At 55.9% G+C, this 24,409-nt stretch carries 17 protein-coding genes; 9 read left to right on the top strand and 8 right to left on the bottom strand.

All coding sequences use genetic code 11. From position 1 onward, the window contains the following. The first annotated feature begins 511 nt into the window (after positions 1 to 511). On the top strand, positions 512 to 2,215 hold the full coding sequence (locus Mal52_RS17020) for a serine/threonine protein kinase (RefSeq protein ID WP_145377488.1): 1,704 nt from the start codon (positions 512 to 514) through the stop codon (positions 2,213 to 2,215). A 47-nt stretch (positions 2,216 to 2,262) separates the two neighbouring features. Here Mal52_RS17020 and Mal52_RS17015 read toward each other — a convergent pair whose 3' ends face one another. From Mal52_RS17015 to Mal52_RS16985, 7 genes are all read right to left on the bottom strand, one after another. Continuing rightward, a complete protein-coding gene (locus tag Mal52_RS17015; protein WP_145377486.1) occupies positions 2,263 to 3,768 on the bottom strand; it encodes a carboxypeptidase M32 in 1,506 nt (501 codons plus the stop codon). A gap of 172 nt (positions 3,769 to 3,940) precedes the next feature. Further along, a complete protein-coding gene (locus Mal52_RS17010; protein ID WP_145377484.1) occupies positions 3,941 to 6,175 on the bottom strand; it encodes a prenyltransferase/squalene oxidase repeat-containing protein in 2,235 nt (744 codons plus the stop codon). Beyond that, a complete protein-coding gene (locus tag Mal52_RS17005; RefSeq protein ID WP_145377482.1) occupies positions 6,172 to 6,594 on the bottom strand; it encodes an ExbD/TolR family protein in 423 nt (140 codons plus the stop codon). The genes Mal52_RS17010 and Mal52_RS17005 overlap by 4 nt, the downstream gene beginning before the upstream one ends. Before the next feature lie 57 nt (positions 6,595 to 6,651). Further along, positions 6,652 to 7,572 (bottom strand): MotA/TolQ/ExbB proton channel family protein, encoded by a 921-nt coding sequence (locus tag Mal52_RS17000; protein ID WP_145377480.1) that lies wholly within the window; start codon positions 7,570 to 7,572, stop codon positions 6,652 to 6,654. A 184-nt stretch (positions 7,573 to 7,756) separates the two neighbouring features. Continuing rightward, on the bottom strand, positions 7,757 to 10,888 hold the full coding sequence (locus Mal52_RS16995) for a tetratricopeptide repeat protein (protein ID WP_145377478.1): 3,132 nt from the start codon (positions 10,886 to 10,888) through the stop codon (positions 7,757 to 7,759). Positions 10,889 to 11,413: 525 nt separating this feature from the next. Further along, entirely contained in the window at positions 11,414 to 12,025 is a 612-nt protein-coding gene (locus tag Mal52_RS16990) for a hypothetical protein (RefSeq protein WP_145377476.1), read from the bottom strand. A gap of 313 nt (positions 12,026 to 12,338) precedes the next feature. Then, complete coding sequence (locus tag Mal52_RS16985) at positions 12,339 to 13,172, bottom strand: BON domain-containing protein (protein WP_145377474.1); 834 nt, start codon at positions 13,170 to 13,172, stop codon at positions 12,339 to 12,341. 825 nt (positions 13,173 to 13,997) lie between these two features. Here Mal52_RS16985 and Mal52_RS16980 point away from each other — a divergent pair. The 5 genes from Mal52_RS16980 to Mal52_RS16960 all read left to right on the top strand — a co-directional run bounded on the left by Mal52_RS16980 (position 13,998) and on the right by Mal52_RS16960 (position 19,000). Next, a complete protein-coding gene (locus Mal52_RS16980) occupies positions 13,998 to 14,576 on the top strand; it encodes an NfeD family protein (protein WP_197533251.1) in 579 nt (192 codons plus the stop codon). Between the two features lie 66 nt (positions 14,577 to 14,642). Beyond that, positions 14,643 to 15,683, top strand: coding sequence for a flotillin-like protein FloA (gene floA / locus Mal52_RS16975; RefSeq protein WP_145377470.1), 1,041 nt, complete (start codon positions 14,643 to 14,645; stop codon positions 15,681 to 15,683). Positions 15,684 to 15,732: 49 nt separating this feature from the next. Continuing rightward, entirely contained in the window at positions 15,733 to 16,434 is a 702-nt protein-coding gene (locus Mal52_RS16970; RefSeq protein ID WP_145377468.1) for a hypothetical protein, read from the top strand. A 107-nt stretch (positions 16,435 to 16,541) separates the two neighbouring features. Further along, entirely contained in the window at positions 16,542 to 17,660 is a 1,119-nt protein-coding gene (locus Mal52_RS16965; protein ID WP_145377466.1) for a glycosyltransferase family 4 protein, read from the top strand. Positions 17,661 to 17,728: 68 nt separating this feature from the next. Then, on the top strand, positions 17,729 to 19,000 hold the full coding sequence (locus Mal52_RS16960; protein WP_145377464.1) for a CinA family nicotinamide mononucleotide deamidase-related protein: 1,272 nt from the start codon (positions 17,729 to 17,731) through the stop codon (positions 18,998 to 19,000). Here the strand turns inward: Mal52_RS16960 and Mal52_RS16955 are convergent. Continuing rightward, positions 18,997 to 20,868 (bottom strand): ArnT family glycosyltransferase, encoded by a 1,872-nt coding sequence (locus Mal52_RS16955; RefSeq protein ID WP_145377462.1) that lies wholly within the window; start codon positions 20,866 to 20,868, stop codon positions 18,997 to 18,999. The two genes, Mal52_RS16960 and Mal52_RS16955, sit on opposite strands and share 4 nt — an antisense overlap. A gap of 339 nt (positions 20,869 to 21,207) precedes the next feature. On the opposite strand from Mal52_RS16955, the gene Mal52_RS16950 reads away from it, so the two are divergent. From Mal52_RS16950 to Mal52_RS16940, 3 genes are all read left to right on the top strand, one after another. After that, on the top strand, positions 21,208 to 21,594 hold the full coding sequence (locus tag Mal52_RS16950; protein WP_145377460.1) for an acyl carrier protein: 387 nt from the start codon (positions 21,208 to 21,210) through the stop codon (positions 21,592 to 21,594). Between the two features lie 161 nt (positions 21,595 to 21,755). Beyond that, positions 21,756 to 22,976, top strand: a complete 1,221-nt coding sequence (locus tag Mal52_RS16945; protein ID WP_145377458.1) for a hypothetical protein — start codon at positions 21,756 to 21,758, stop codon at positions 22,974 to 22,976. A gap of 72 nt (positions 22,977 to 23,048) precedes the next feature. After that, positions 23,049 to 24,395, top strand: a complete 1,347-nt coding sequence (locus Mal52_RS16940) for an ABC transporter permease (protein ID WP_145377456.1) — start codon at positions 23,049 to 23,051, stop codon at positions 24,393 to 24,395. Positions 24,396 to 24,409: the final 14 nt, after the last annotated feature.

Raw genomic sequence — 24,409 nt, 5'->3', positions numbered from 1 at the left:
TAAGTCTTCGACCGAATAGTTTTTGCGGTCTGAAAGCATCTGCAGATGGATGATTTCGCAGTACGTCGCGTCGCTCAGTAAATCCTCATTGTGTGCCTTATCGCACAGCCTCAATGGGGAATCTCGTTGACAATAGGTTATCGATGTCTCAAAACGGCCGGCGGATTACCGGCACACAAAAAACACCAAATTGCCTGTTTTATGTTATCGGCAAAATCGACAGGGATGAATCAATCGTTTTCTTCGTTTTCGGCGTACAAAAATAAAATGGAGACCCCAGTGACCGCTCGAAGCACGCCCCCTGTGGCATGGCGTGCTACTTACGCTCGCCTGGGGGATTGATTTTGCCTATAATGGCAGGAAATCTAAGGTGATGGAAAACCTGGCGAATACTCCCTTACTTGAGGCGTTTTCCACGGGAAACGCGTGCCAAGGCTGGGTTGACGCATCTCCATGATTCAGGCGAGGGATCGCTCCCACGCCATGTGCGTGAGTTGGAAAAGGAAAGACGATGGTTAGCGATACTGGGGCAACTCCCGGCGACTTGGATGACAGAGTCAGCAACCGTCTCGCAGCCCCACTTTCTGCTTCGGGGCAGTTCTGTCCCATGTTGGGCGCGGGGAACGCCGCATCGACCCAACTGTCGGCCGAAAATCTGACGCTTTTGAAAGTGCGGCTCAAAGCGGCCACGTTGCTGATGTTTATCGGCTTTATCGCTTTTTTGGTCCTGGACCTCGCCTACACGCCAGTTGGAGAAATTGAGAGCGACACGATGCTCACGTCGCACGTGCTGACTACGGTCGGCATGGGGGCGTTTTGTCTCTTGTTGTGGAGCCGATGGTGCCCCACGCTGTGCCAACTGCGAAAAGTGGAAGTCGGCGTGTTTGGCCTGGCCGGCGCCTATTTTGCCTGGGAACAATTCGACGAAGCCTGTCTCTGTATCCAGCATGCAGGTGCGATGAAGGTCTTCTTAACGCTCTTCGCTGCCGATGCCGCTGTTGAGTGGGTGACGTTGATCTACCTGTATGGGCTGTTCATTCCCAACACTTGGAAGCGCGCGGCGGTCGCCACCGGACTGATGGTGGCAGCACCAGTTGCCGTCACTGTCGCGGCGGCAGCAACGCGAGGGCATCCAGTCGACTTGCTCAGTCACGGCGAATTTTTGTGGATGCTGTTGTGGCTAATCATGGCGGCGGTCGCATCGGTCTATGGGTCGCACAAAATCGGCGACCTGCGCCGCAGCTTCGTCAATGCCCGCCAAATTGGCTCGTATGCATTGCGCAAAAAGCTTGGCGAAGGGGGCATGGGTGAAGTTTATCTGGCCGAGCATCGATTGCTCAAACGGCCGTGCGCTGTGAAGTTGATTCGCCGTGACCGCGAACAGGATCCCGAAGCCATCGCGCGATTTGAAAGTGAAGTTCAAGCGGCTGCCCAACTGACCCATCAAAACACGATTGAAATCTACGACTACGGGCACACAGATAGCGGCACCTTTTATTACGCCATGGAGTACCTTCCCGGCTTGAGCTTGCAGGAACTCGTCGAGCGGTACGGTCGATTGCCGGCGGCGCGGGTGATTCATTTGCTGAAACAAGTGGCCTCGGCTCTGGAAGAAGCGCACGCCAGCGGGTTGGTTCACCGGGACATTAAGCCGGGCAATATTTTTGCGGCGCAGCGGGGCGGTGTGCATGACGTCGCTAAGCTTTTAGATTTCGGTTTGGTGAAAACCGCGCTGCCGACCAAAGGGTCGCCGGATTTGACATTAGACGGCGCCCTAGTGGGATCACCGCTGTACGCTCCCCCCGAAACCGTCACCGGTGATCAAGCGGCCGATTCCCGTAGCGACATCTATTCGTTGGGTGCGGTGGCCTACTATCTGCTAACCGCGCAGCCGGTCTTTGTGGAGAGCAAGCCGATCAAAGCCCTGTTCGCGCATGTGCATCAGGATGTCGTGCCCCCTTCAACCTTCTATGACGACATACCCACCGATTTGGAAGCAATTGTCATGCGATGTTTAGCCAAGACACCGCAGGACCGGTTTCAGTCTGCCGTGGAATTGGAGGAAGCATTGGCCGCGTGTGACGACGCCGGTGCGTGGACCACGGCAGCAGCAAGATCGTGGTGGGCCAAACTCCCCCCAGAATCCGCCCCCGACAGCGAATCCGCCACGGAGGATCTACCCGAAGCGACCATACTGGAAGTGCAGATGCACTAGCTTCGCATCCCAATGGGTGTCGCTCCGTCTCCAGCCACAGGTCGATACTAAAGGCCGTACAACTCAGAAAACTTCGCGCGAAGATGTTGCACCAGCGGTCGATAGTCCAATTGTTCCCCCGTGACCACCTCAACCAGTCGGTTGGCCCGGTACTGTTGGCCGCGTTGGTGGATGTTTTGGTTCAGCCACGTTTTTAACGGCGCGAAATCTCCGGCGGCGAATTGTTCGTCCAGGTCGCCGAGATCGCGGCGGGCCGCTTCGAAGAATTGGGCGGCGTACATGTTCCCCAATGAATACGTGGGGAAATATCCAATTCCGCCGCCGCTCCAGTGAATGTCTTGCAGGCAGCCCATGGCATCGGTGGGGGGCGTAATGCCGAAATATTGCGTGAACTTTTCGTTCCAAGCGGCCGGAACGTCGGCCGGTTTGAGATCGCCCGAGACGAGTGGTTGTTCCAGCTCAAACCGCAACAAGATGTGCAGGTTATAGGTCGCTTCGTCGGCTTCGACACGAATGAATGTCGGCCGCACATCGTTTACGCACCACAGAAACGTCTCTTCAGAGACATCGGTCAGGGCGGTGGAAAAGGTTTGCTGTGCGGCGGAGTAGTAGTGATTCCAGAACGCGCGACTACGGCCGACGAAGTTTTCCCACAACCGCGATTGCGATTCATGGATGCCGAGCGAAGTGTAGGTCCCCATCGGCGTGCCGAATTCGGCGGGATTGAGTCCCTGCTCATAGATCCCGTGCCCCGCTTCGTGCAATGTGCCGAAAAATGCGCCGGGGAAATGATGTTCATCATACCGCGTGGTTAACCGCGTATCGCCCGGGCCGAAGCCGCTGCAAAAGGGGTGTGCCGCTTCGTCCAATCGGCCTTTGTGAAAGTCAAAACCAATTGCGGTCGCGGCGGCTGTGCCGAAGTCGCGTTGTTTATCGACCGGATAACTGCGTTGCAAAATAGAAATGTCCGGTTGTCGGCCGCAGTCGACGATTTCAGCGATCAACGGCACCAATTCGTCGCGCAGCCCGGCGAACAGCGTGGTCACCTCAGCGGCGGTCATCCCCGGTTCGTATTCATCCAACAATGCGTCGTAGGGCACACCATCGCCGTAGCCCACTACGTCGGCTTCCTCGCGGCGAAGTGCAACGACCTGTTCCAACCAAGGAAGGAAGTCGGCAAATTTGGAATCCTTGCGAGCTTGCACCCAGGCTTGTTGTGACAAGGTGCAGACGCGTGAGAGTTCTTCGACCAATCTGCGAGGGAGTTTCGTCGAACGATCGTACTTCCGCCGAGCTTCGCGAAGATTGGCTGCCGTAGGAGAATCAGGGTCGTCCGACTTCTCATTTTGTTCGGCTGAGGCGAGCAGGTCGCCCAATTGTGGAGACGTTGCCCGTTCGTGCACCATTCCAGCGAGCAGCGAGAGTTGATTCGCACGATGTTCCGCACCACCGGGTGGCATATAGGTCTGTTCGTCCCAACCGAGGACGTGGCCACAAGATTCTAATAAGGCGATTGAGCGGAGTTCTGTGAGCAGTGAATCGTAGGAGGTCATGGGCACGCGTATCAAAAGGGAAGGGCGGGAAATCAACAGTTAGTAAGTGAATCCGAAAGTGCAAAGTTAAATTATCGAAATGCCGGTATCGTCTATCGCTTATCAAGTTACGGCACCCCTGAACGGGATGACCTGATATTTTAAGTAGCGTTGTCGTACTAAAGTGTGTGCATTACTCGGTGTCGCCGGCGCGGTACATGGGGAGGAAGCGGTAATAGACTTCCAAGCAGAGCGTGCTGAGCACGGTGGAATAGATGCGTCCTCCATAGTCGCCCCAAGGCGGTCGCGGGTCCCAACTGCCGGTTGCGTGTCCGTCTTTGCGTTGTGTTTCCACCAACGTTTCGCGGACGCGTTCGTTCCATTGTTCCCACGGCTCCCCGCCGTATTGAAACATGGCCAACGTGCCGTAATACCAGTAATACAAATTTTGTTCCGACTGTTTCGGCAAATGCTGCATCAGGTATTCGACGGCGGCGGCGCTTTGCGAGTTTTCGCGTTTGATGCCCAATACCTGTTTGCAAAACAGTGCTTCGGCGGTCATGGCGGGGGTGACTTTGTCGTCAAGACGATATGCGGATAGCCCTCTTTTTTTTCCGCGGGAATGCCTGACGAGAAAATTGATCGTCAGGCTACGTGTTTCAGCGGGAAAGGTGAGTCCCGCCGTTTCGGCGCTTTTGAGCGCCATCAATTGCCAGCCGAACATGCTGACGTCGCCCAGTTTGCCGGGCGTATATCGCCAACCGCCATCCTTGGGATTCTGCCGTCCCACGATGAAAGCAATCGCCTTTTCCAATGGTTCGCGGAGCGTGGGATCCTGTGTCATGCCATAGGCCTCACCCAGGGCGATCGTCGCCATCCCATGGCAATACATCTTGGCATAATGCGTGGCGTTGCCGCCGAGAAATCCGTCCCCGTCTTGTTGGCGAATCAACCAACGCAAGGCATGGTCGACCTGGTCGGCGTAGATGCCTTCTTCGTGAGTATAGCCCGCGCCGAGAAATGCTAACACAGCCAACCCGGTCAGCCCCGAGTCCGCCTGGACGCCCGACTTGGGGACGTTGTCTTTTTCGGAACCCTGGTGTCCTTTGAGTCCGGCCAGTCCCCAACAGACGTCGCCGCCTGTGGGGCAATTTTCCGTGAAGCCATTGGCATCCCAAAATCCGGCGGCGCTTTGATGCGCGGCCAACCATTGCAGGCTGTCTTCCACCGCCTCTTCAGAAGCGGTGGTCGCTCCGTGGCGGATGGCGACTCGCTCACGGTTGTCGACATTGCGAAGTTGATACGTGGCGGGCAGGCGGGCCACACGTCGCTGATCGCCGGATCGCGTTGTTTCAGTGCGAGTGAGACGCAATTTTGCGTCTTCGGAAATCGGTTGTGGTCCACCCTCGCGCGTCGCTAATCGCGTGTCGGGTTCATCGTCGCTTTCTGGTCGAGGATTCCGTTCGACGTCGTCGTCCAATCCAGGCGTGCTGGGGGGTGTTCCGGGATTGTCACGACGAGTAAAGGCCTTAGATTTGGGACGCCCTTTGCCGACCTCTTCGCGGCGTTGGGCGGTCTGTGCACCGGGGTCATCTGCTGATAAAGTCTCGGCGGCATCCGCATTGCGACGATTGGCCGCCTCGGAATTCGGACCGCGTTGCAATTGTGATGTCGGGTCTGTCGTGGCGTCGGCCACTTCCATTCGCTGACTTTCCCGCAAGTTGGCGGTGGGGTCTTCTGTGCGGCCGCGTCGACTTTCGCGTTCGATTTCAGATTTCGCCACCCCTTGGTCCTCCGGTCGCCGCTCTCCGGAGCGGGGTGTTGGGATGTCCAAATCGGGACGCGATTCGACTGTTTCTTCGTAATTGTCGAGTTGGGTTCCGTCGGCTGTCCGTTCGGTCGCCGGGACACTGCTTTCGGCGCGTGGGATTTCTAGTTGGTCCTCTGGCATTTCGTCGGGAACATCAGCAAGCGCCACTGTTTCGGGGTCTTGCAGCGACTGCTCTTCACGGGCAATCTCCGGGAGTTCCTCGGTCGCATCTTCGTAACTTTGACGCTGCGTGGCGGGCAGCGGTGTCGGGGTTAGGGCATCCCAGGCTGGCGCATTGGGATCGGCGACTTGTTGTTGGTCGTCGATTGCGGTGAACACCAATTGCTCAATCTCAAAGGATGGCTCTTTGGGTTTAACACGGATGTCGGCGCCGGCAATGGGGATCTTGTCCGTACCGAGTGCCAGCGCGCAGTGGGCAATGATCGAAATCATTAATGAGATCCGCACTTGCCGCGCATTGCCATGGCCGGTGATGAACATAAATGCCAAAATCACCGTGGCCAACCCCAGCGCCACCCAGGCTCCGTTCAACAACCAATTGTTGGATGATAGCGAGGGCAACCAGTTCTCGAGTTCGGTGAAAATTGTCGCACTCATTGCGGTTCCTCACCTTCGACGCGTGCGGCCAATGTGAAATGTTTGATTTGGGCCTGTTCACAAACACTCAGAACGTCAATCACCTGTTGATAGGCGTTGCTGCCATCTGCGCGAATCATCACTGCCTGATCGGCGTAACGTTGTTGGGCTTGTTGCAACCGTACGTTGAGTTCATCGATGGTTAGAAACTGACCAGCCACTTTGATGCGGCCGTTGCGAAACACATTGACTTCGATACGGTCGGGCGGATTGGTCAACGGCCGCGCTTCGCTGACGGTGGGCAGGTTGATGTCGAATTCTCGTTCCAACTCCGTAAACCGGGCGCCCACCATGAAGAAGATGATCAACAGGAATACGACGTCGATCATCGGCGTCAGGTTCAACGTCGGTTCTTCGTGTTCTCGAACTTTCAGTGGCATAACTCATCCCCCGGCGTCAATGCCCGGCGAGTGCGGTAGATGGACATTAACGAACGCTTAAGCGGATTCGGCCGTGACTTTGTCTTTGGCTTTCTTACGCGAGGGCCGATCATTTTCGCGGCGTTCGGCAATCGACTCCGCGGAGATCAATCCGACCACCTTTTGCGCAAGGGCATCCATTTCCATCACAAGAATGTCAACGCGGCCGGAGAGGTACATGTAGAGAATTAACGAGGGAATCGCGACGGTCAATCCGCCAGCCGTCGTCAGTAGTGCCACACCAATACCGCCGGCGAGTTGTTCGGCCTTGCCCATTGCCGTTCCTCCGGCGATTTGATCAAAGGCCATGATCATGCCCACGACTGTGCCCAATAGCCCGAGCAAAGGCGCCACCGTGGCGACACCGTTGAGGACCCGCAAATGCCGTCGCAAATTCGAGACCTGCCGCTCACCGCCATCGATAATAGCCTGTTCGATTTCGACGCTCGGTTTGCCCCATTTGCGGACGCCGTGGGCGAATACCTGTGCAATGGGGCTGCCGTTTTCTTCGCACAACTTGACCGCCAATTGCGGGTCGAGTCGATCTTGTTCGAGGTGTTCTAAAAATCGCGTCACAAAGGCATAGGGGATCACGGTGCGACGACGCAGTACCATCAAGCGTTCGATCGAAAACCAGGTCGCAATGATCGAGGCAATCACAATCGGCAGCATGAACCAAGTCATGTTGCCAGCGGTTAGTTTTTCAAACAACGTCGCCGGGCGTGCTGCCGCATCGGGCGTACTTGCCTCATTCGCAGCATCGTCACCGGGTGCCTGTGCTGGAGCGGTCGCCGGCGCCGGTTCCGTTTCGGTCGCAGGTTCGCCCGTCCCTTGAGCAAATGTCACCCCGGGAATGATCGCCAATAGCCAACAACCGACGATGATGGCGACGAAATGACCTCTGGGCAGACGAAGAGGTGCAATGTATTTCCAAGACATGATCGATTCCATCGATATCACGTTTTGCGAGAAGCTCGCGGAAATGCCACGCGGCGTTGTTCAGCACCGGTGACGGAGTCGGGCAATGTTCGCTGAAGCGCGCATTGCTTCGTTCAAAGGTCTTATCTCAAGGCACGAGCGGCGAGATCCGTCTCGAGCGACTGGTTTTTGAATGAATGGTGGTTTAACGGGATGCTTTCAAGCGGGCATCGGCGAGTCGAGCTTTCGCACTCTCGGCATGTTTACTCTTGGGAAATCGTTTCAACAACTCCTCATACGCTTCAGCGGCCTTGTCCCAGCGATTGAGCTTTTCTTCGCACATGCCGACGCTCAGCAGCGAGGCGGATTGGTATTCGGGAAAATCATAGAGGATGTCCACCTTCAACAACTCGGCAATTGCCTGCTCGTAGTCCTTTTGATGAAAATAGGTATTCGCCAATATGAATTGACTCTTGGCAGCTGTTTCGGTCTTTTGCCCCGATTCGCTTTCTGTAACCCGACGAAACGCTTCACGGGCTTCGTTAAATTTGGCTTGGTTATTTAAGCTGCGTCCGAGCACTTCATCGGCCTGATACAGATAGGGAGAGTCGGGAGCGACGGAGCGAAATTCGGCGACCGTGGCCTCGACATCGTCGTAACGTTTTTCTTGAAGATGAATCTCAGCCAGGAGCAGCCAAACCGAAGGGAACCAATCCAGCGTCTCAATGGTTTCGCCGCCGGTCGATTCGCCGTCGGCCACCGCCGGTTTGGTGCGGGCTTTTCGTAATTCCTCCAGGGCAGGGCGGGCCTTGTCGAATTGCCGCAACTCATAGTAGGCCTGGGCCGCTCGAAACCGCGCGTCCCATTGATGTTTGCCTTGGGGGAAATCGGCCAGCGACCGTTCGCTCAACGCACGGGCCGCCTCCCATTGTTCCTCAATGACATTGAGAGCAATCAAACGAAAGAGCGCCTCTTCGCGAATTTTATCGGTGATGTCTGGATTCGATTCGAGTTTTTGAAATACCGGCCGCGCCTCGGCCAACTTTCCGGCGATCAGATCGCTGATGGCCAATTGCAATCGAGCATCGTTGGCGAGCGGGCTGTCAGGATATTCTGCCACAATACGGCGGCAAACGGCGTCGCTGCGTTCGTAGTTTTCCGCCCCATGCTGCATGACGGCCCATTCGTTGAGCAGTTTGTCCAAGTCGACTTGCTGGGGATATTTTTCAATCAAAGCAGCGTACATGGCATCGGCATCGTCGATGCGCTGCGAGGCTCGCAACTGCCGCGCCGCTGCCAGTCCAGCTACGAAGGCCTTGGCGGACGGAGTGTATGTCTCAAAAATATCTTTGAAGACTTGAGCAGCTTCTTTAGTCTTGCCCAGTTCGCGCAGGCTGGCACCATGTTTGAACCCCGACTCTGCAGCGAGGATGTGATCGGGATAATCGGTGACAAAGGTGGCGAAGGAGGTGGCCGATAGTTCGTATTGTTTTTGTTGGTATTGCGCCCATCCTAAGCCAGAAAGGCCGACCGGCCGGTATTTCGAATCCTTGTCCATTCCGGCTAAAAGCCCATACAACTCGGCAGCCCAGGGGAAGTCGCTGTTGTCGTAAGCAATATTGGCCAATTCTTCGGTCGTCCGTGCAAAATCTACGCTGTCTGGCCAGCGTGATTTGAGTTGTGTATGGTCGGCGACAGCGGTGGCTTTATCCCCCAAGTTAGCGGCGGCCCGTGCGCGGATCCCTAAGGCTTGTGAGACGAATTCGCCCTCTGGCAGCATTTTCAGATAAGCGGAAACCGACGTTCCGGCTGGTCCGTATTTCTTCAATTTCAGATGGCACAGGGCGTCCAATACATAGGCATCAGCGTATGCGGTGTCGGTCGGGTTTTTATCCAACTGTGCGATCAGTGGGGCGATCACTTCCAGAGCTTGCTGGTATTTTCCCAACTCATACATCGTATACGCGAGAAAATAACGCGCTCGTAATTGCGTCGTCTCAATTTCGCTTTCTTGCATCACAGTGCGGAATTCTTGTTCCGCGGCGGCGAATCGCTCAGCGGTCTGCTTGGGATCCCCCGACTTGGCCAGCGCCAGATTGATGCGTCCTTGGACCAGGCGTTGGCGATATCTCAATCCACTGGTGGGAAATTCTTGCGAGAATCGAGCAATGAGTTCTTCGGCTTGAGCATGCTTGTTGCCTTTGAGTGCCGCCAGCGCCGCAGCGTGCAAGGCATCGTCGGACAACGCATGCTCGGGCCAACGCCGGATTAGTTCTAAATAATGCGCCACCGACTTGTCGGTCTCGTTGAGTCGCTGTTCGGTGTCGGCCCAGTGATACAACGTGCGGGCGGCTTCGGGGGCGTCTCCGAGCTGTGCGTAATTCGCGGCCAGGACTTCCGCCGCCTTGGCGTACTGGCCTGCCGATTTCAAACTAGCGCCTTGCCAAAATCCTGCGTCACCGGAAAGCTGCTCGTTTTCCGCCAAACGGCTTAAAACGTCAGCGGCCCGCAGGTAGTCACCAATTCCGAAAAGCGATTTGCCGAGTTTTAATTGAGCATTGGCAACCAACGGGCTGTCGGGAAATTCCTCGACCACGCCTGCATAGGCTGTCGCTGCTTTGTCGTGATGGTTTTGATCGAAATAGAGGTCAGCCAACAGCATGCGCGCTTCCGCAGCCGCTTCGCCGGTTAGCTCCCGCGACAATTCCGCGTAGATTGCTTCGGCTTCAGCCATTTTTTGCATTTGGCCGTAGGCCTTCGCCAAACCGAATTTGGCTTGGTTGGCCAACGCTTGGTCGACTTTGTTTGCGGCGACCGTATTGTAGAGTTCGATTGCTTCTGCCGGTTTGGCGAGTGCCAATTGCGCTTCGGCGCGATTGTAGGTCGCGCGGGTGGCCAGGGGATCGTTGGGGAACTTTTGCAGAAACTGATTGAGTTCGCCATCAGCCGACTGATAGTCATCCAGCAAGAAACTACATTCGCCCACACGGTACATGGCGTGGCTGAGGTAACGGCTGTCTTGGTGCTTGGCAATGAAGGACCGAAAGACTTCACGGGCCTGTTTGAATTCCTTGAGATTGACCAACGCCATCCCCAGAAAAACCTCGGCCTTTTCCGCCTTGGGGTGGTCCGGCATATCTTTGAGGAAGGTACGGAATTCATCAACCGAAAGCGCCCATTTGCCGCGTTGATAATATCCCGTCGCGAGCCGGTAGCTTTCTAGACCTGCGGCGGATGCAGTATCAGCCAATGCCAAGCAAGCAGTGGTCGCGCAGGCGAGCACTAAAATCGACTTGTTGAACAGGGTGTGGAATCGTTTCGATGCGACTTGTGCCATTCCCTTCACCTTAACTGTCTCTGACCGTTTAAAACGTGAAAACGTTTTCGTCGCGAAGTCTAGATCTGCTTCGTGCCGGAGTCGGGCGACGATCGTCCCCGTCCGCGGTGATGTCGAATTACTGCAAGAAATACCGCTTCGGAGCTGGTTATGTTACCTGTATTCAGGCTGACTCGGCAAGCGGGATCGTGTTTGAAGGGTGGTGGTTGGTGAGAACGGTCTGGTCTTAGCAATCCACAAATTAGATCCCTAGGCAACATAATACAGCCACGTCATTCCCTGAACGGCTATATGTGCAATCACGGTTTCAAGACGATAGGTCTGTATTCGTTGGCCGAGACGTCGTTGTCGAACTCAAGACAAAAAGCCGCGTCGGCAATGTCGCCGACGCGGCTTTTGAGTCAATAGTCGTGTCGTCCGTCGTTATCCAATCGCCCCGAAAGTTTGGTTGAAGGCTCGATCGCGAAAGTGTTTCATCGTGATTGCCATTCCCTACTTTTAAGGTAAACGAAACTACTAGTGAACTTACTCTACGCAACCTTCGCCGCAGATGTCCGAAGGTCCGCCGGCACAGCGAATCAGGTGGTCATGGTCGATGTAGACCACTTGCACGGTTGCATCTTCGGTCGTGAACGGAATCGGCCAATCCGAACGTTTGACTTTGTCATAGTAGACAGTGCACTTGTAGTGACACTTGTGCAATTTTGCCGGTCCGGCCATCGGATAGAACCGACATTCGCCGACGTGGTCGACACAGGGCTCTACGACGATGCGGACGTTGTTGCGAACCGTCTCGGCAACGAAGGGCAGGCCTCCGCCCACGTCATCCGGCAGAGCCCGCATGACTTCGTCCTCAGACGGTGGATCTTGACAGAACAAAGGAGCATTCTCTCCTTCGACTGGATCCAGAATCGGCACGCGATTGTACCGTTCTTCTTCCCAGTATGAATCTTCAATCAATTGGCTGAAGTAAGGACTAACCGGGATGATCGGCGTTGCCTTCCAGAACTTGGAAGCCACAAGCGCGTGGTCCCAGAGGAATCCTCGTGCCAATGTACAGCCGCTACTCGTGAAGGTGACGAGGCACACCGCGGTCAGCAGTGTCAGCCTTTGCGTCAGCTTATTGAGCCTCTTCATGGAAATGTTCTCCGAAAGATTCCGATCAGGCGATCCGGTTGGTTGGGTGATACTTAATTTCCCTGCTACTGTTATCGTGAATCGACAGTCCACAACTTGTGAAAATCTTCCGATTTTGCCGATTTTGTCGGTTCTCGAGGTCTCGTCCATCTTGCAACACAATCATCTCGTTGGAGGCGCGGTCAAGTTTTAGGATGCCGGCGTGTGATGTTTCCAAGTTGTGGTAATAAAAAGATCTCCGGGAGAGGTGCTCCCGGAGATCTTGAAGATCACCAATTGAATCGTTGCTACATGGCTGTTAACCCTTCGGGGGTTACCAGTTCTTGGGAGCCAAGAACCACCACCATTTTTCGGTCCGGGGGCTGAAGTTCAGCTTCCAGTAACCGTCATCCCATTCCAGTTGTGCTTTCCGCCATCCCAACGGTACCTGGGGATAGGGGTAGAACGGCCCAATGTACGGCCATGCTGCGGCACTGTACTCTTTGGGATACGTAACTTGGGAGTAGTTAGGGTGGGAGGCATAGGCAGGCCAAGCGTGCGTCGGCAGGTTGGGCATGTCTTGCACCGCGTGTGAGGCGGGGGTAGCCATGGCACCATACGACGGGATCGGTGCACCGGCCGGCGGTTGCATTCCCTGAACGTGTTGGACCTGTTGGACAGCTTCGCGAGGAACCGAAGTCGGGACGCGGGTTACGCGGCCGTGATGCGGCATTTCCTCAGCTGAGGCGAGTTGGATACCAGACGGATTTGCAGGCCGAGCCGCACGACGCGGTGCCGTCGGGCGTTGTGCAGCCGTGCGGGCCGTTGCGGCCGGTCGCGGTGCTGAAATCCGCAGTTGGTTATCAACCCGTTTGACGTCCGAGACGCCGTTGACCACCTTGGTGATGGCCGCTTTGTGACGCAGGCTCGGGGCATGTCCGGTCAAACGTGCCACACCGCCCTTATACTCGACGGAGATGTCATGCCCTTTCAAGTCCTGAGTCCGCAAAGCCTTGCCGATTTGCTCGGCAACTTGTTGATTCGATTTGACTGCTTTGCTGTCGGCTGTCGGTTTGTCAGACTTTTTGCTGAACCAACCGGCTTCCGTGACCGCGGGAGTCATCGCCATGAGTCCCAGCGCCAGCAACCAAAAGTGGTAACGTCGCATGAAATGCTCTCCTTGATAGTTTCTTTACGTTCAGCTTGGCATTGGGGCCAGCCAGTTCAGTTGAACACGACTCGTCGGCGAAATCCTTGTGATGCTCTGCCGCCTCGTCTACTTTTTCTCTGGTGACACGTTCGTGTCTCTTCAAAAACGCGACGGTAATCATCGCAAAGTCAGCTTCGGCGTTTCGGTCGCGGCAGTCCCGTGCCGTCTGTTGAACGCCATTCCTTTCGAGTTCGTCATGTCCAGGACTTGGTTCGAATGACAGTGCTGTCGTGGTTGTTTCCACGTCCACCGGTCATTGCCGGAGGGTCGTTGGCATCGTCTACGTCTCAAGCCACTGATCAAGAACCGGCGCAAGGCTGGTTCGGGACTCACTGTATAGATCGGCTGTCTCGGTTCGATTGGACAAATTTTTCCGATTATTTCGACAGATTTGGGTAGGTTCATGGCTCGCCCTAACTCAAAACAGACTGCCTGTTGCGGCTGAAGGCAATTTTGAGAGCCAGGAAGTCAAAACCAACAATAGGGTTGCGTGCATTTCGACACGATTTGTGGGGGGAACACCCGCGTCTCAGCCAGAAACGACCAGCCTCATCGAGCAAGTGGTTCAGGCGACGAAAGTGGTTCTGACTTTACAATTGTCGCCGAATTCGCATAGCCGCCGCGTCGGTTTCGGAGCCGGGGAGAGACGTCTCTTCGGCGATTCATCGCTCGGCTGCCCCTTGCCAGTCTGACGGGAACGGATAAACTGAGGTATGTGGACGCCTGCTCGAAAAGCAGTCAGTGCGTCCGTGGTCATAGAGAATAATGAGGGGGCTCGAAGACATGTCGGCTTGGGGACCGCAACATTGGGCGTTCTTGCTCGCGATCATCGGAATGCTGCTGTTGTTCGGTGAAGTCTTGATTCCATCAGCCGGGGCGATCTTTGTGACCGCCATCGCCTGTTTAGCCGCTTCAGTGTTTTGCGCCTGGCAGGCGTGGTGGGAAACCAACCCCGGTTATTTTTGGGGGTTCGTCGCCGGACTGGCGATCACCCTCCCCATGGCGGGGTATTGGATGTTGAAGTTGTGGGAACGCATCTTATTTCGCGCCGATGATGCGGAACGACAATTGACTAAGACGTCACCCGCTGGAGAATTGAAGCTGCTCATCGGAAAACAGGGCCGCACGGTTTCTCCGCTGATGCCGGCTGGAATTGTGGTGGTTGACGGCGAGCGCATTCATGCTTCTAGTGAAGGCATGATTGTTGAGCGTGACGAGCCAATCCGCGTTGTAGGCGTCCGATCGAATCGGTTAATCGTCCGTGTGATCGATCCCAACGAGATTCGCGATGCTGATCTTGAGACGGGGCTTGAGGATGCAGAGAGTGATGAGCCGCTTGACTTTAATGTGTCAGAGGGGTAAACAGCAGAGAGACAAGGTTACTGCGTTTTGGACAATTCGACCGTTTTCGCCGAGAGAATGACCGACATGGAACTGTTCGCCGAATTATCATCTCAATGGACCATTATCATCGGCTTGGCGGTTTTCTTCGGCGCCATTTTGCTGATGGCCGTGTTTGCACGCTACGCCAGTTTGTGGATCCAGTGCAAAATGACGCGGGCCGGGATCGGCCTGTTTAGCCTAGTGAAGATGAGTCTGCAAAAGATCAACCCCACGGTGATCGTCCGCAGTAAGATCATGGCGGTCCAAGCACAGCTGCCCTACGTGATCAGTTCGCGGGCACTCGAGGCGCATTACTTGGCACGCGGCAACGTGCCTCGTGTGATTCAAGCATTGATTGCAGCCCATCGTGCGAACATCGAACTCGACTGGGAGACCGCTCAAGCAATCGACTTAGCGGGCCGGAATGTATTGGAAGCGGTGCAGACCAGCGTGTATCCCAAAGTCATCGACTGTCCCGATGTGAAAAAGGGGCAATCAACCTTGGACGCAGTCGCCGGTGACGGAATTCAATTGCGAGCACGCGCCCGCGTGACAGTGCGTACCAACTTAAAACAACTGATCGGGGGAGCCACCGAAGAAACCATCATTGCTCGCGTCGGGCAGGGGATTGTTTCGGCCATTGGTTCGACGAATAGTTATAAGGTCGTGCTGGAAAATCCGGACATGATTTCCCGCAAGGTGTTGGATATGGGATTGGAAGCGCAAACGGCGTTTGCAATCGTCTCGATCGATATCGCCGACATCGACGTTTCCGAAAATGTCGGCGCGCGGTTGCAGGCCGATCAGGCGGAGGCCGATACACGGGTTGCCCAAGCCAAGGCGGAACAGAAGCGGGCGGAATTCGCTGCCCGCGAACAGGAAATGGTTGCCAAAGTCCAACAAAACCGTGCCGAAGTCGTTTTGGCCGAAGCCGAAGTCCCCAAAGCCATCGCCGACGCGTTCCAGTCGGGGCAATTGGCCTTGATGGACTATTATGATCTGCATAACGTGCAAGCCGATACCAAAATGCGTATGGCGATTGCCGGGAGCGGAAGCGACGGTCGTGTCGGCAGCAACCCGGCATGAAACGGATTGTCATAAGAATCGGAGATAAGGCTTGGGAATGAGTGATATCATGCCACATGCCGTTTTTGCGTTGGGCGTCGAAGATATACTCCCGGTGATCTTTGTACTGATCGGGATTGTGTCGTGGATCATCAATGCGCTAAAAGAAAAGTCACAGGTCAACGAACGTGCAGCGCGTCCCGTGCGGCCACCGCAAAAAAAACGGGACGACTCGCTGCAAAGCGAGATCGACATCTTCATTCAAGAAGTGACCGACCAGCGGGGCGATCAACCGCAAAGAAAGCCGCAACAGGCACGCCGCACCACAACCACGCAGCGCCCAGCCACGCAGCGCCCAGCCACGCAGCGCCCGGCGACACCCCCACCTCGTGAACGTCGCTCACGTCAGACTCAACCTGCACCAGTTGAGCCGCCCAAACCTGAAAAACATGTACGCCCGGGCGACGAGATCTCCACGCGAATCGGGCCGGGCAACCGCGACCTCGGAGGAAATCTGACGCGGCATATTGAAGAGCGGATGAAGTCGCATTCGGTGCGTGACGCAACCGAAAAACGGTTGGGGCACGATGTGGACGCCAGCGTAGCGGCCCATCTCGGAGTCTCTACATCTGCGAAGTCGTCTGATAAAGTTGTTCCACAGGGGCCGACGATTATCACTCAAGTGCAACGGATGCTGTCCAATCCTGAATCCGCCGCACAAGCGATTCTCCTCAACGAAATTCTCTCGCCGCCGCGATCTAAGCGATCCTGATGCTGCGGAGCACTGCCGTTTTTCCTTATTAAAGACGATTTTTCTTCCGGCGTCATGTTTTGCCGCCCACGCGGTTCGCGCAGCCCGTGTTGAAACGTCGATTGCCGATGCCACCATCTCCACCGCACATCATGCTCTTTGCTGGACCGTTCCAATTGCGGGGAACCTGTTCGTATACGATGCGGCTGATTGAGCATCTGCCTAAAAACGGCTTTACAGTCTCGGTGAATTGCACCGACGCCGACCTGATTCGCCGCCAGATGCCGGGCGATGTCCGCCTGCGGGAATATCGTCGTCTGACGACTCCAATTTGGGGACGCGCGGTGCGGCATATGATGTATAAGGATGTCGAGTCGAAGCCGCCCGACTTGTTGCATATCCAATCGCGGCAGATGTGGCAGGATGGCCGCTGGCTGGCGCGGCGGTTGCAACGTCCATACGTCGTCACGGTGCACGACCACTTGTATGACAAAGAAACGTTCGGTGTCGATTTCAAGTGGTGCCGTAAGATTATTGCCGTCAGTGAATCGGTCAAAGCCAATCTGTTGGAACGCACCTCCTTTGCCGAGAACCAAATTGCCGTCATCCATACAGGTGTCGGCATGCCGGACGTTAGTCTGACGCGTCCGCCGCTGCAACCGGGGCACGTTCCGGTCGTTGGCACGGCGGGTCCCTTGGAAGCAGTTAAAGGCTTTCCATTTTTCCTGAGCGCCGCGCAGCAAGTTCTGGCGAGCGGACGCGATGTGGAATTTCTGATTGCGGGTGCCGGTCCGGAAGAGGCCAACCTGCGGCGATTGACGCGCGAATTGGGCATCACCCAAAAAGTGACCTTCGTTCCCAACTTTTCAGAACTCAATGAGTCGTTGTCCGCCATGGATATATTTTGCCTGCCTTCGCTGCAACAAGGATTGGGCACGATCATGCTTGAGCCGATGGCGATGGCCAAGCCGGTGATTGCGACCGGCGTGGGGGGAGTCTATAGTGTGGTCGAGGATGGTCGGACCGGCTTGATGGTTCCGCCGTCGAACAGTCAGGCGTTGGCCGAAAAAATCCTGGATCTGTTGAATCATCCCGATCGCGCTCGCGCGATTGGCGAAGCCGCGCGGGCGCGTGTGCTTGCCGAATTCAGCATTGAAAAGATGATTGATCAAACCGCGGGCTTGTACCGTGAGATTTTGGATGCCGAAAAACTCGCCACGCCTGTCGCCGTCAAGACCACCAAATAACGACAGCCCCCGTGCAATCCGGTCCGCGACCGGAATGTACTTCGCTAGTGACCGAGTATCGCCCTGCCATGCATGCTGAAATTATCTCCATCGGTTCAGAACTGACCACCGGCGCTAAGCTGGATACCAACAGCCAGTGGCTGAGTCGAGAACTCGCCGGTATTGGCATTCCAGTGCACTATCACACGACAGTCGCCGATGACTTGGCTGCCAACGTCGACGTACTGGCGACCGCGGTTAGCCGCGCGGATGTGGTGCTGATCACCGGTGGCTTGGGGCCCACGCAAGATGATCTGACCCGTGAGGCACTTGCCGAAATGTTGGCCGTGCCGCTCGAATTGGATGAGCCGTCGTTGGAGTTCATTCGGGGACTATTCGCTAGCCGAAATCGTGAGATGCCCGAACGCAACTCGGTGCAGGCAATGTTTCCCCGCGGAACGCAGCCGATTCCGAATCACCGCGGCACAGCGCCGGGGATCTGGGCGGAAATCCCCCGCGACCAGGGTCGCCCCGATTGCAAACTCGCCGCGATGCCGGGTGTTCCCAGCGAAATGTACAAAATGTTCCAGCAGCAGGTCGTGCCGAAATTGCAGAACGAAGACGGGCCGGCGCAATTTATCCGATCCGCACGCATCAATTGTTTCGGTCCCGGCGAATCGCAAGCCGAGCAATGGCTCGCCGGGCTGACCGCTCGTGGACGCGATCCAGAAATTGGCATCACTGTCTCCAAGGCCACCATTACCCTGAGAATCACAGCGCACGGCGCAAGCAGGGAAGAGTGCGAATGTAAAATTCAGGAATCCAAAACACTGATTTATGAACGCATGGGCCAATCGGTGTTCGGTGAAGAAGATCAAGAACTGCAACACGTGGTCATTGATCTGCTCGCTCAGCGAAGCCAGACGTTGGCAACGGCTGAGTCGGGCACGGGTGGCCTGTTGGCGCATCATCTCACGGAAATCGATGCGCTCGGCCAGGCCTATTTGGGAGGCATCGTTGCACCGACAGACTCAGCAAAAACCGATTTGTTGGCCGTGCCCGCCGACGTCCTCGCAGCACACGGCGCAATTAGTGGCGAGGTGGCCGAAGCGATGGCGGTCGGGTGTCGAACGCGATTGAGCGCGGATTATGCGCTGGCTGTCACCGAATGCCCCGCCAGCGCGGAGGAGATCGCACCCGAAACGGTTCCTTGTGCGTATATTGCTTTGGCCAGCGACTCTGAAGCGATTTCGCGGCGGATCACTCTTGGGGGGGATCCGGGAATCACAAGGGCCCGTGTGGCCAAGGCTGCGCTCAATCTGCTGCGTCTCTTCATGACGGGCGGACTGTCCACTGATTAGCGATTCATCGGCAGCGGTCCAAAATCTCCAGTCCGAGCGCGGAAGAGAAACAAACTGCGACCGGGGAACAGTCGCTGTAGCTCGGCGGTGGAATATTCGTCCGGAAGATAGTGGGCGACTAAAACATCCGCTTGCAAATCGGGGGTGTTCACCACGAAGTCGATGTGCCGGTCCGCCGGATCGGCTTCGACAAAAACGACCGCTGGTTTTGGCACTGCCTGCAGTGCGATCAACTGTTGAAACGAAAAATGCTTGCGCCGACCGTACTTGACCGAATCGATCTCATCGGTAATCCGCGGTTCCCAATACGGATCTAAAGAACCGTAGCTCATCCAGACCGCCGACAGTACAACGACCGCCCACCAACGGGACATCCAGGGACGGTCTTCTGCTTTCCAAAACAGGACCAGACGCGCTGTCGCCACCGCGAAGACAATGCACCACAGCGGGCCGGACTCAAACACGTAATGCCAATGCATAATGCCGTCGTACCAGTAGGGAATATGCGCAGCATGCAGTGAAACAATCGCCCAAAGCATCAACCAAGCGTTACCGTCACGACGGGGCACAGCCAAGACGAATACGATGGCTGCCATGCACAGCGGCACAAAGTCCAGCGTCCAGCGTAAACTGGCAATCGATCGCGTCACGACGTTTTTAGCCGCCAGTCTCGGCGTTAGGTTTTTGGCCCAACGGTCATAGCCATCCAAAACGCGCGGACCGAGTCGTTGCTCACCCCGCACGACGTTATTGAAGCCATACACATGTCGCGGCGTGTAGATATCGGTATAGAGTTGGTAAGGACTTTCCAAAGCGCTGCCGGTAATCGCATGGTTGTAGGCCAGCATGGCCGCTATGCCCACAACAATCGGCCCTCCCAACGCAATGGCATGCAGAAAACGTGTTTTCAGCGGCACCGCTGCCGACCGCCCAGCCGTTGCCAACCAATAGGCGAACGCAATTCCAAAGGGCAATCCCACTCCCGCTGCGGTCATAGGCCGACAGTACATTGCAAACGTCAACCCGATTCCCGCACACAGGGCATAGCCAATCCGTTTTCGCGTCCGCCAACGCACGAAGGCAAACAAAAACAGCGAGAGGCCGACGAGTGTCGGATGATGCGCCAGCAACATGTTGCTGAACCACGCCATACCGGGCGAAACGGCGATGAGCAATCCCGCAACGAAACCAGTTCCGTCGCCGCCCAATTCACGCCCAGTCCAGAAAACGAAAAACGCCGTCACTGCTCCGGCGAACCAGTGTCCCCAATAGGGTTGTCCGATGGCTACAAACGGCGCCATCCATAGACCTGTTCCCGGAAAATAGCGGCTGGCAAACCGCCCTTCATTGAGCACGTGCATCTGATCAAACAGACGCGGCGCTTCGTGGCTGGGAAACGAGACCTTGCCGGCGAGAAAAGTTTGGGCCTGAAAGAGATAGCTGTATTCATCGTGGTAGGTCGGCGGCAATCCTTCGAATTGGCGTGCGATGAGCGCGCTGACGGAGAAAGCAACAACGCCGCAACCGATCGCCATCATCCAAGCCCGTACACCGGCTGTGCCGATTTGCGAAACATCGGTTGTCCACATCGGCGTGCGCGGTTTTTTGTCGTCTCGACGACGACGGCGGTCGATCAACTGCCCGCGGAACCACCACGCCAATGGCGCAACAAGCAACAGCGGTAGGTACAACGGCGTGTCCCAATAAGAACTGGAAGGCCAGCCAAGAATATCCACATTGTCCAACCCCGTCTCACCCCAACGACAGATCGCTACCGGGAGCAAGATGCACCAAGCCGCCAGGTACGCGACAACTTGAGCGATTAGCAGCCGCCGTCGGTGGGTTGTGGGGGGAGGATCGTTCGACATGAATTAGTCCGCCGCGCTAGGCGGGGGCAGGGGGATCTATGAAACTGGAAGGATGGGGCTACTGATCTGGATTATCGACATTGGGCGGTAGTAACGCCAGCAACGCGCATCTCCGAATCTCGGGAGAATAGGTCTCCTTCATTTATAACGTGAGTGGCTGAAGTGGACCACCTGATGTTGACTTAGGCGGTTTTTTGGTGGGGATCTGGCCATAAGGGGTTCGGCGACTGGTGAAGTTCTGAATTTCTCTCCAGGAACGTCTTTACGGATGTGTGATGATGCGTTAGTGTATGCATCAAGTTATATCTGTAATGTGCATTTGTGTTCGGGAGACTATTGATGACACGCGAAGAAATTTATGTAGAGATGCAGCAAGCACTGATGGATGTGCTGGGGCTGGATGCGGATGAGGTGGAGCCCTCCTCGCGATTCTTTCACGATTTGCAGGGGGAATCGATCGATTTGTTGGACCTGTCGTTTCAGTGCCAGAAGAAATTTGGCATCGATCTGAAATTCCAAAATTTGACCACCACTGGGTTTTTAGATACCGACGATGCTGGAAACCTCACGGCGGCATCTGCTCAGCGGTTTCAGACCGCTTATCCCTTTCTAGATATCGATCAGCTCCGGAGCGATCCTTCGGCCGAGGGAATTAAAAACATGCTCACTGTCGATGCGCTGGTCTCGATGGTGGAACATGCATTGACGGCAGTGTCGGCGAAATAAGCGAAATGATTCGATGAATAAAGTGTGAAGGGTCGCGATATCCGCAGCGCAGGGGACTGGGAACATCGACGTGAAGGCGTGGGGACCGTACAATGACGGGCGTGGTTATTTTGTATTTTCCCGCTCGTTTATTCCTGCACGCATCTCCTGGAGAGCCTGTTGTGAAAAAGTCGACTGTAGTGATCGCTGCGACGCTCTGTTTAGCACTCGCTGTTCCTGCCTTGGCCTGTTCGGTGCCGGTGTTTCGATATGCCCTAGAGCGTTGGGTGTCCGATCCCTATGAACTGCTTGTGTACCATCGTGGTCCCTTGACCGAGGATCAACAAGCGGTTGCCGATTTGCTCTCCAGCGACGGCCATGCGGGTAAGGTCCATGCCAATGTGAATCTAACGCTTGTCGATTTGGATGCTGATCCGGATCCGCAGCTGGTCAAGATTTGGGAGTCTCAAGAAACCGAGACGCTGCCTTGGCTGGTGGCTCGATATCCGCTCCCCACACGCATTCCGGTCGATGCATTTGCCGGGCCGCTGACTGAAGAAAATGTGCAACGATTGCTGGATTCACCCACGCGCCGGGAAATCGCTCGACGTTTGCTCACCGGCGACACGGCGGTATTGGTGTTGCTGGAAAGCGGGGACCAGGAAAAGGATGAAGCTGCTTTCAAGCTTGTTGAAACGCATGCGGAGCAAATGGCCCAAACTTTGAAGTTACCGGAAATTGCTCCCGAGGATTTGGACGAAGTCTCCGTCGATCCACTCGCCTTAAAACTCGACTTTTCGACGATTCGTGTCGCTCGGGATGATCCCGCGGAGAAAATGTTCGTCGAGATGTTGCTCGGCTCGGAAGAAGATCTCCACGATCTCAACGAGCCGATGGCGTTTCCGGTCTTTGGCCGCGGCCGCGTGTTGTATGCCCTGATCGGCGGCGGAATCACAACTGAGAACGTGCAGCAGGCGGGCGTCGATCTGACCGGCCCCTGCACCTGTACTGTGAAGGACCAAAACCCGGGCGTCGATTTAGTGATGGCGGTCGACTGGGATGGACTTGTTGAACAAGAAGTCGAAATCGACAAAGCATTGCCTCCGTTGGCCGGGTTGGGCGGTTTTACGGAAGACATTCAACCCACAGCTACGACGGATGAAACAACGACCACAGATCCAACCACTACGGAAAATCCCACTACGAGCGTGGCTATCCTTGCAAGCGAATCGGTTGCGAGTGAATCGCCAGAACCTGCTGAGGAAAGCCTTAATCGCCTCGATACGAGAGTCTACTCTTTTCCCGAACTGAGTCCGCTGTGGACCAACTTATTGATGTTCGGTGGCTTGGCCGTGGTAGTCATCATTGGTGCCAGCATTTTCCTGTTTCGCAAGAAGACTTAACGTATCGCTCGAATCGCGGTACAAAGTCATCTCCTGGCAGTCTCCGAGTTTTCGCTCTAAAGAATCAATTCCATGAATGTTTGGCGTTTGGTCGTACGAGAAATCGCACATCGCAAACTCAATTTTCTGCTGGGGCTGCTGTCGGTGGCAGTTGCCGTGGGTTCGCTCGTGGGAGCCATGACGCTGGTACGGGGCAACGAACTCCGCACGGGCGAGTTGCTAGCGGCTAAACAGGCGGACGTGGAAAAAGCGATCGCCAAAAAGGAAAAAGAGGTCGCCGCCGCCGGTGCCAAATTGAACGACGCCATGCGGAAGATCACCAAAGGGCTGGGGTTCAACATTCTCATACTTCCGCAGGACCAGGACCTCAACGAGTTGCATGTTGAGGGGACTGCTTCGAAGTCGATGCCGGAATCATTTGTCACGACCCTGGCCGAATCACGGATTGTGACCATCAATCACTTGCTGCCGATCGTCTCCAAAAAGCTGCGGTGGGATGAGTACGATCGCACGATCTTGCTGACCGGCACCCGTGGCGAAGTTCCGCAGGCGCATCGGGATCCCAAAAAACCGCTGCTGGACCATGTTCCGGCCGGCACGATGGTGCTGGGATATCAATTGCACAAGCAGGCGGGGCTGAAGGTCGGCGATACGGTGACGTTGCTGGATCGTGAATTCAAAATCACCGAGACCTATCCCGAACGCGGGACAGCGGACGATAGTACGGCGTGGGTGAATTTGGCCGAAGCGCAAGAAATGCTCGGCATGCAAAATCTCGTCAATGCGATATTGGCGTTGGAATGCAACTGCGCCACGGTGGACCGCCTTGCTGAAATCCGCAATGACATCGCTGCTATCTTGCCCGGCACACAAGTCATCGAACGCGGCCCCCCGGCATTGGCTCGTGCCGAAGCACGCAACAAAGCACAAGCGACTGCCGCAGCGGCGCTAAAACATGAGCAAGCCGCGGGGCGGGAAGCGCTTGAGCGCGAGGCCGCGGGACGACAACTCGTGGAAAAACAGACCGAGGATTTTGCCGCCGTGCTGGTGCCGGTGGTGATGATCGGCTGCGGGGTTTGGATTGGGTTTTTGGCGTTGATGAACGTCCGCCAGCGGAGCAACGAAATCGGCATTTTGCGGGCGATTGGTTTGAAATCGACACAGATTCTGCTGATTTTCCTGGGTAAGGCAATCTTGATCGGTCTGGCCGGCGCGTTGCTGGGTTATGCCGCCGGGTACTTTGTCGGCGTTTCCTGGAGCGACTTTGCGAGAAACTCGGTGAACTCCGCACGGCTGTTTGAACCCCGGTTGCTGTTGTTGGCGATCATTATCGCGCCGTTGCTTTCGGGACTGGCCAGTTGGTTGCCGGCTATGTTGGCGGCTCGGCAGGATCCGGCGATTGTTTTGCAGGGCGATTAACCTCCCGCGACCGC

The sequence above is a fragment of the Symmachiella dynata genome (genome assembly GCF_007747995.1).
GTDB classification, from domain to species: Bacteria; Planctomycetota; Planctomycetia; order Planctomycetales; family Planctomycetaceae; genus Symmachiella; species Symmachiella dynata.
Note: the sequence above shows the minus strand (reverse complement) of the source record. Positions and strands in the feature narration are given on the sequence as shown.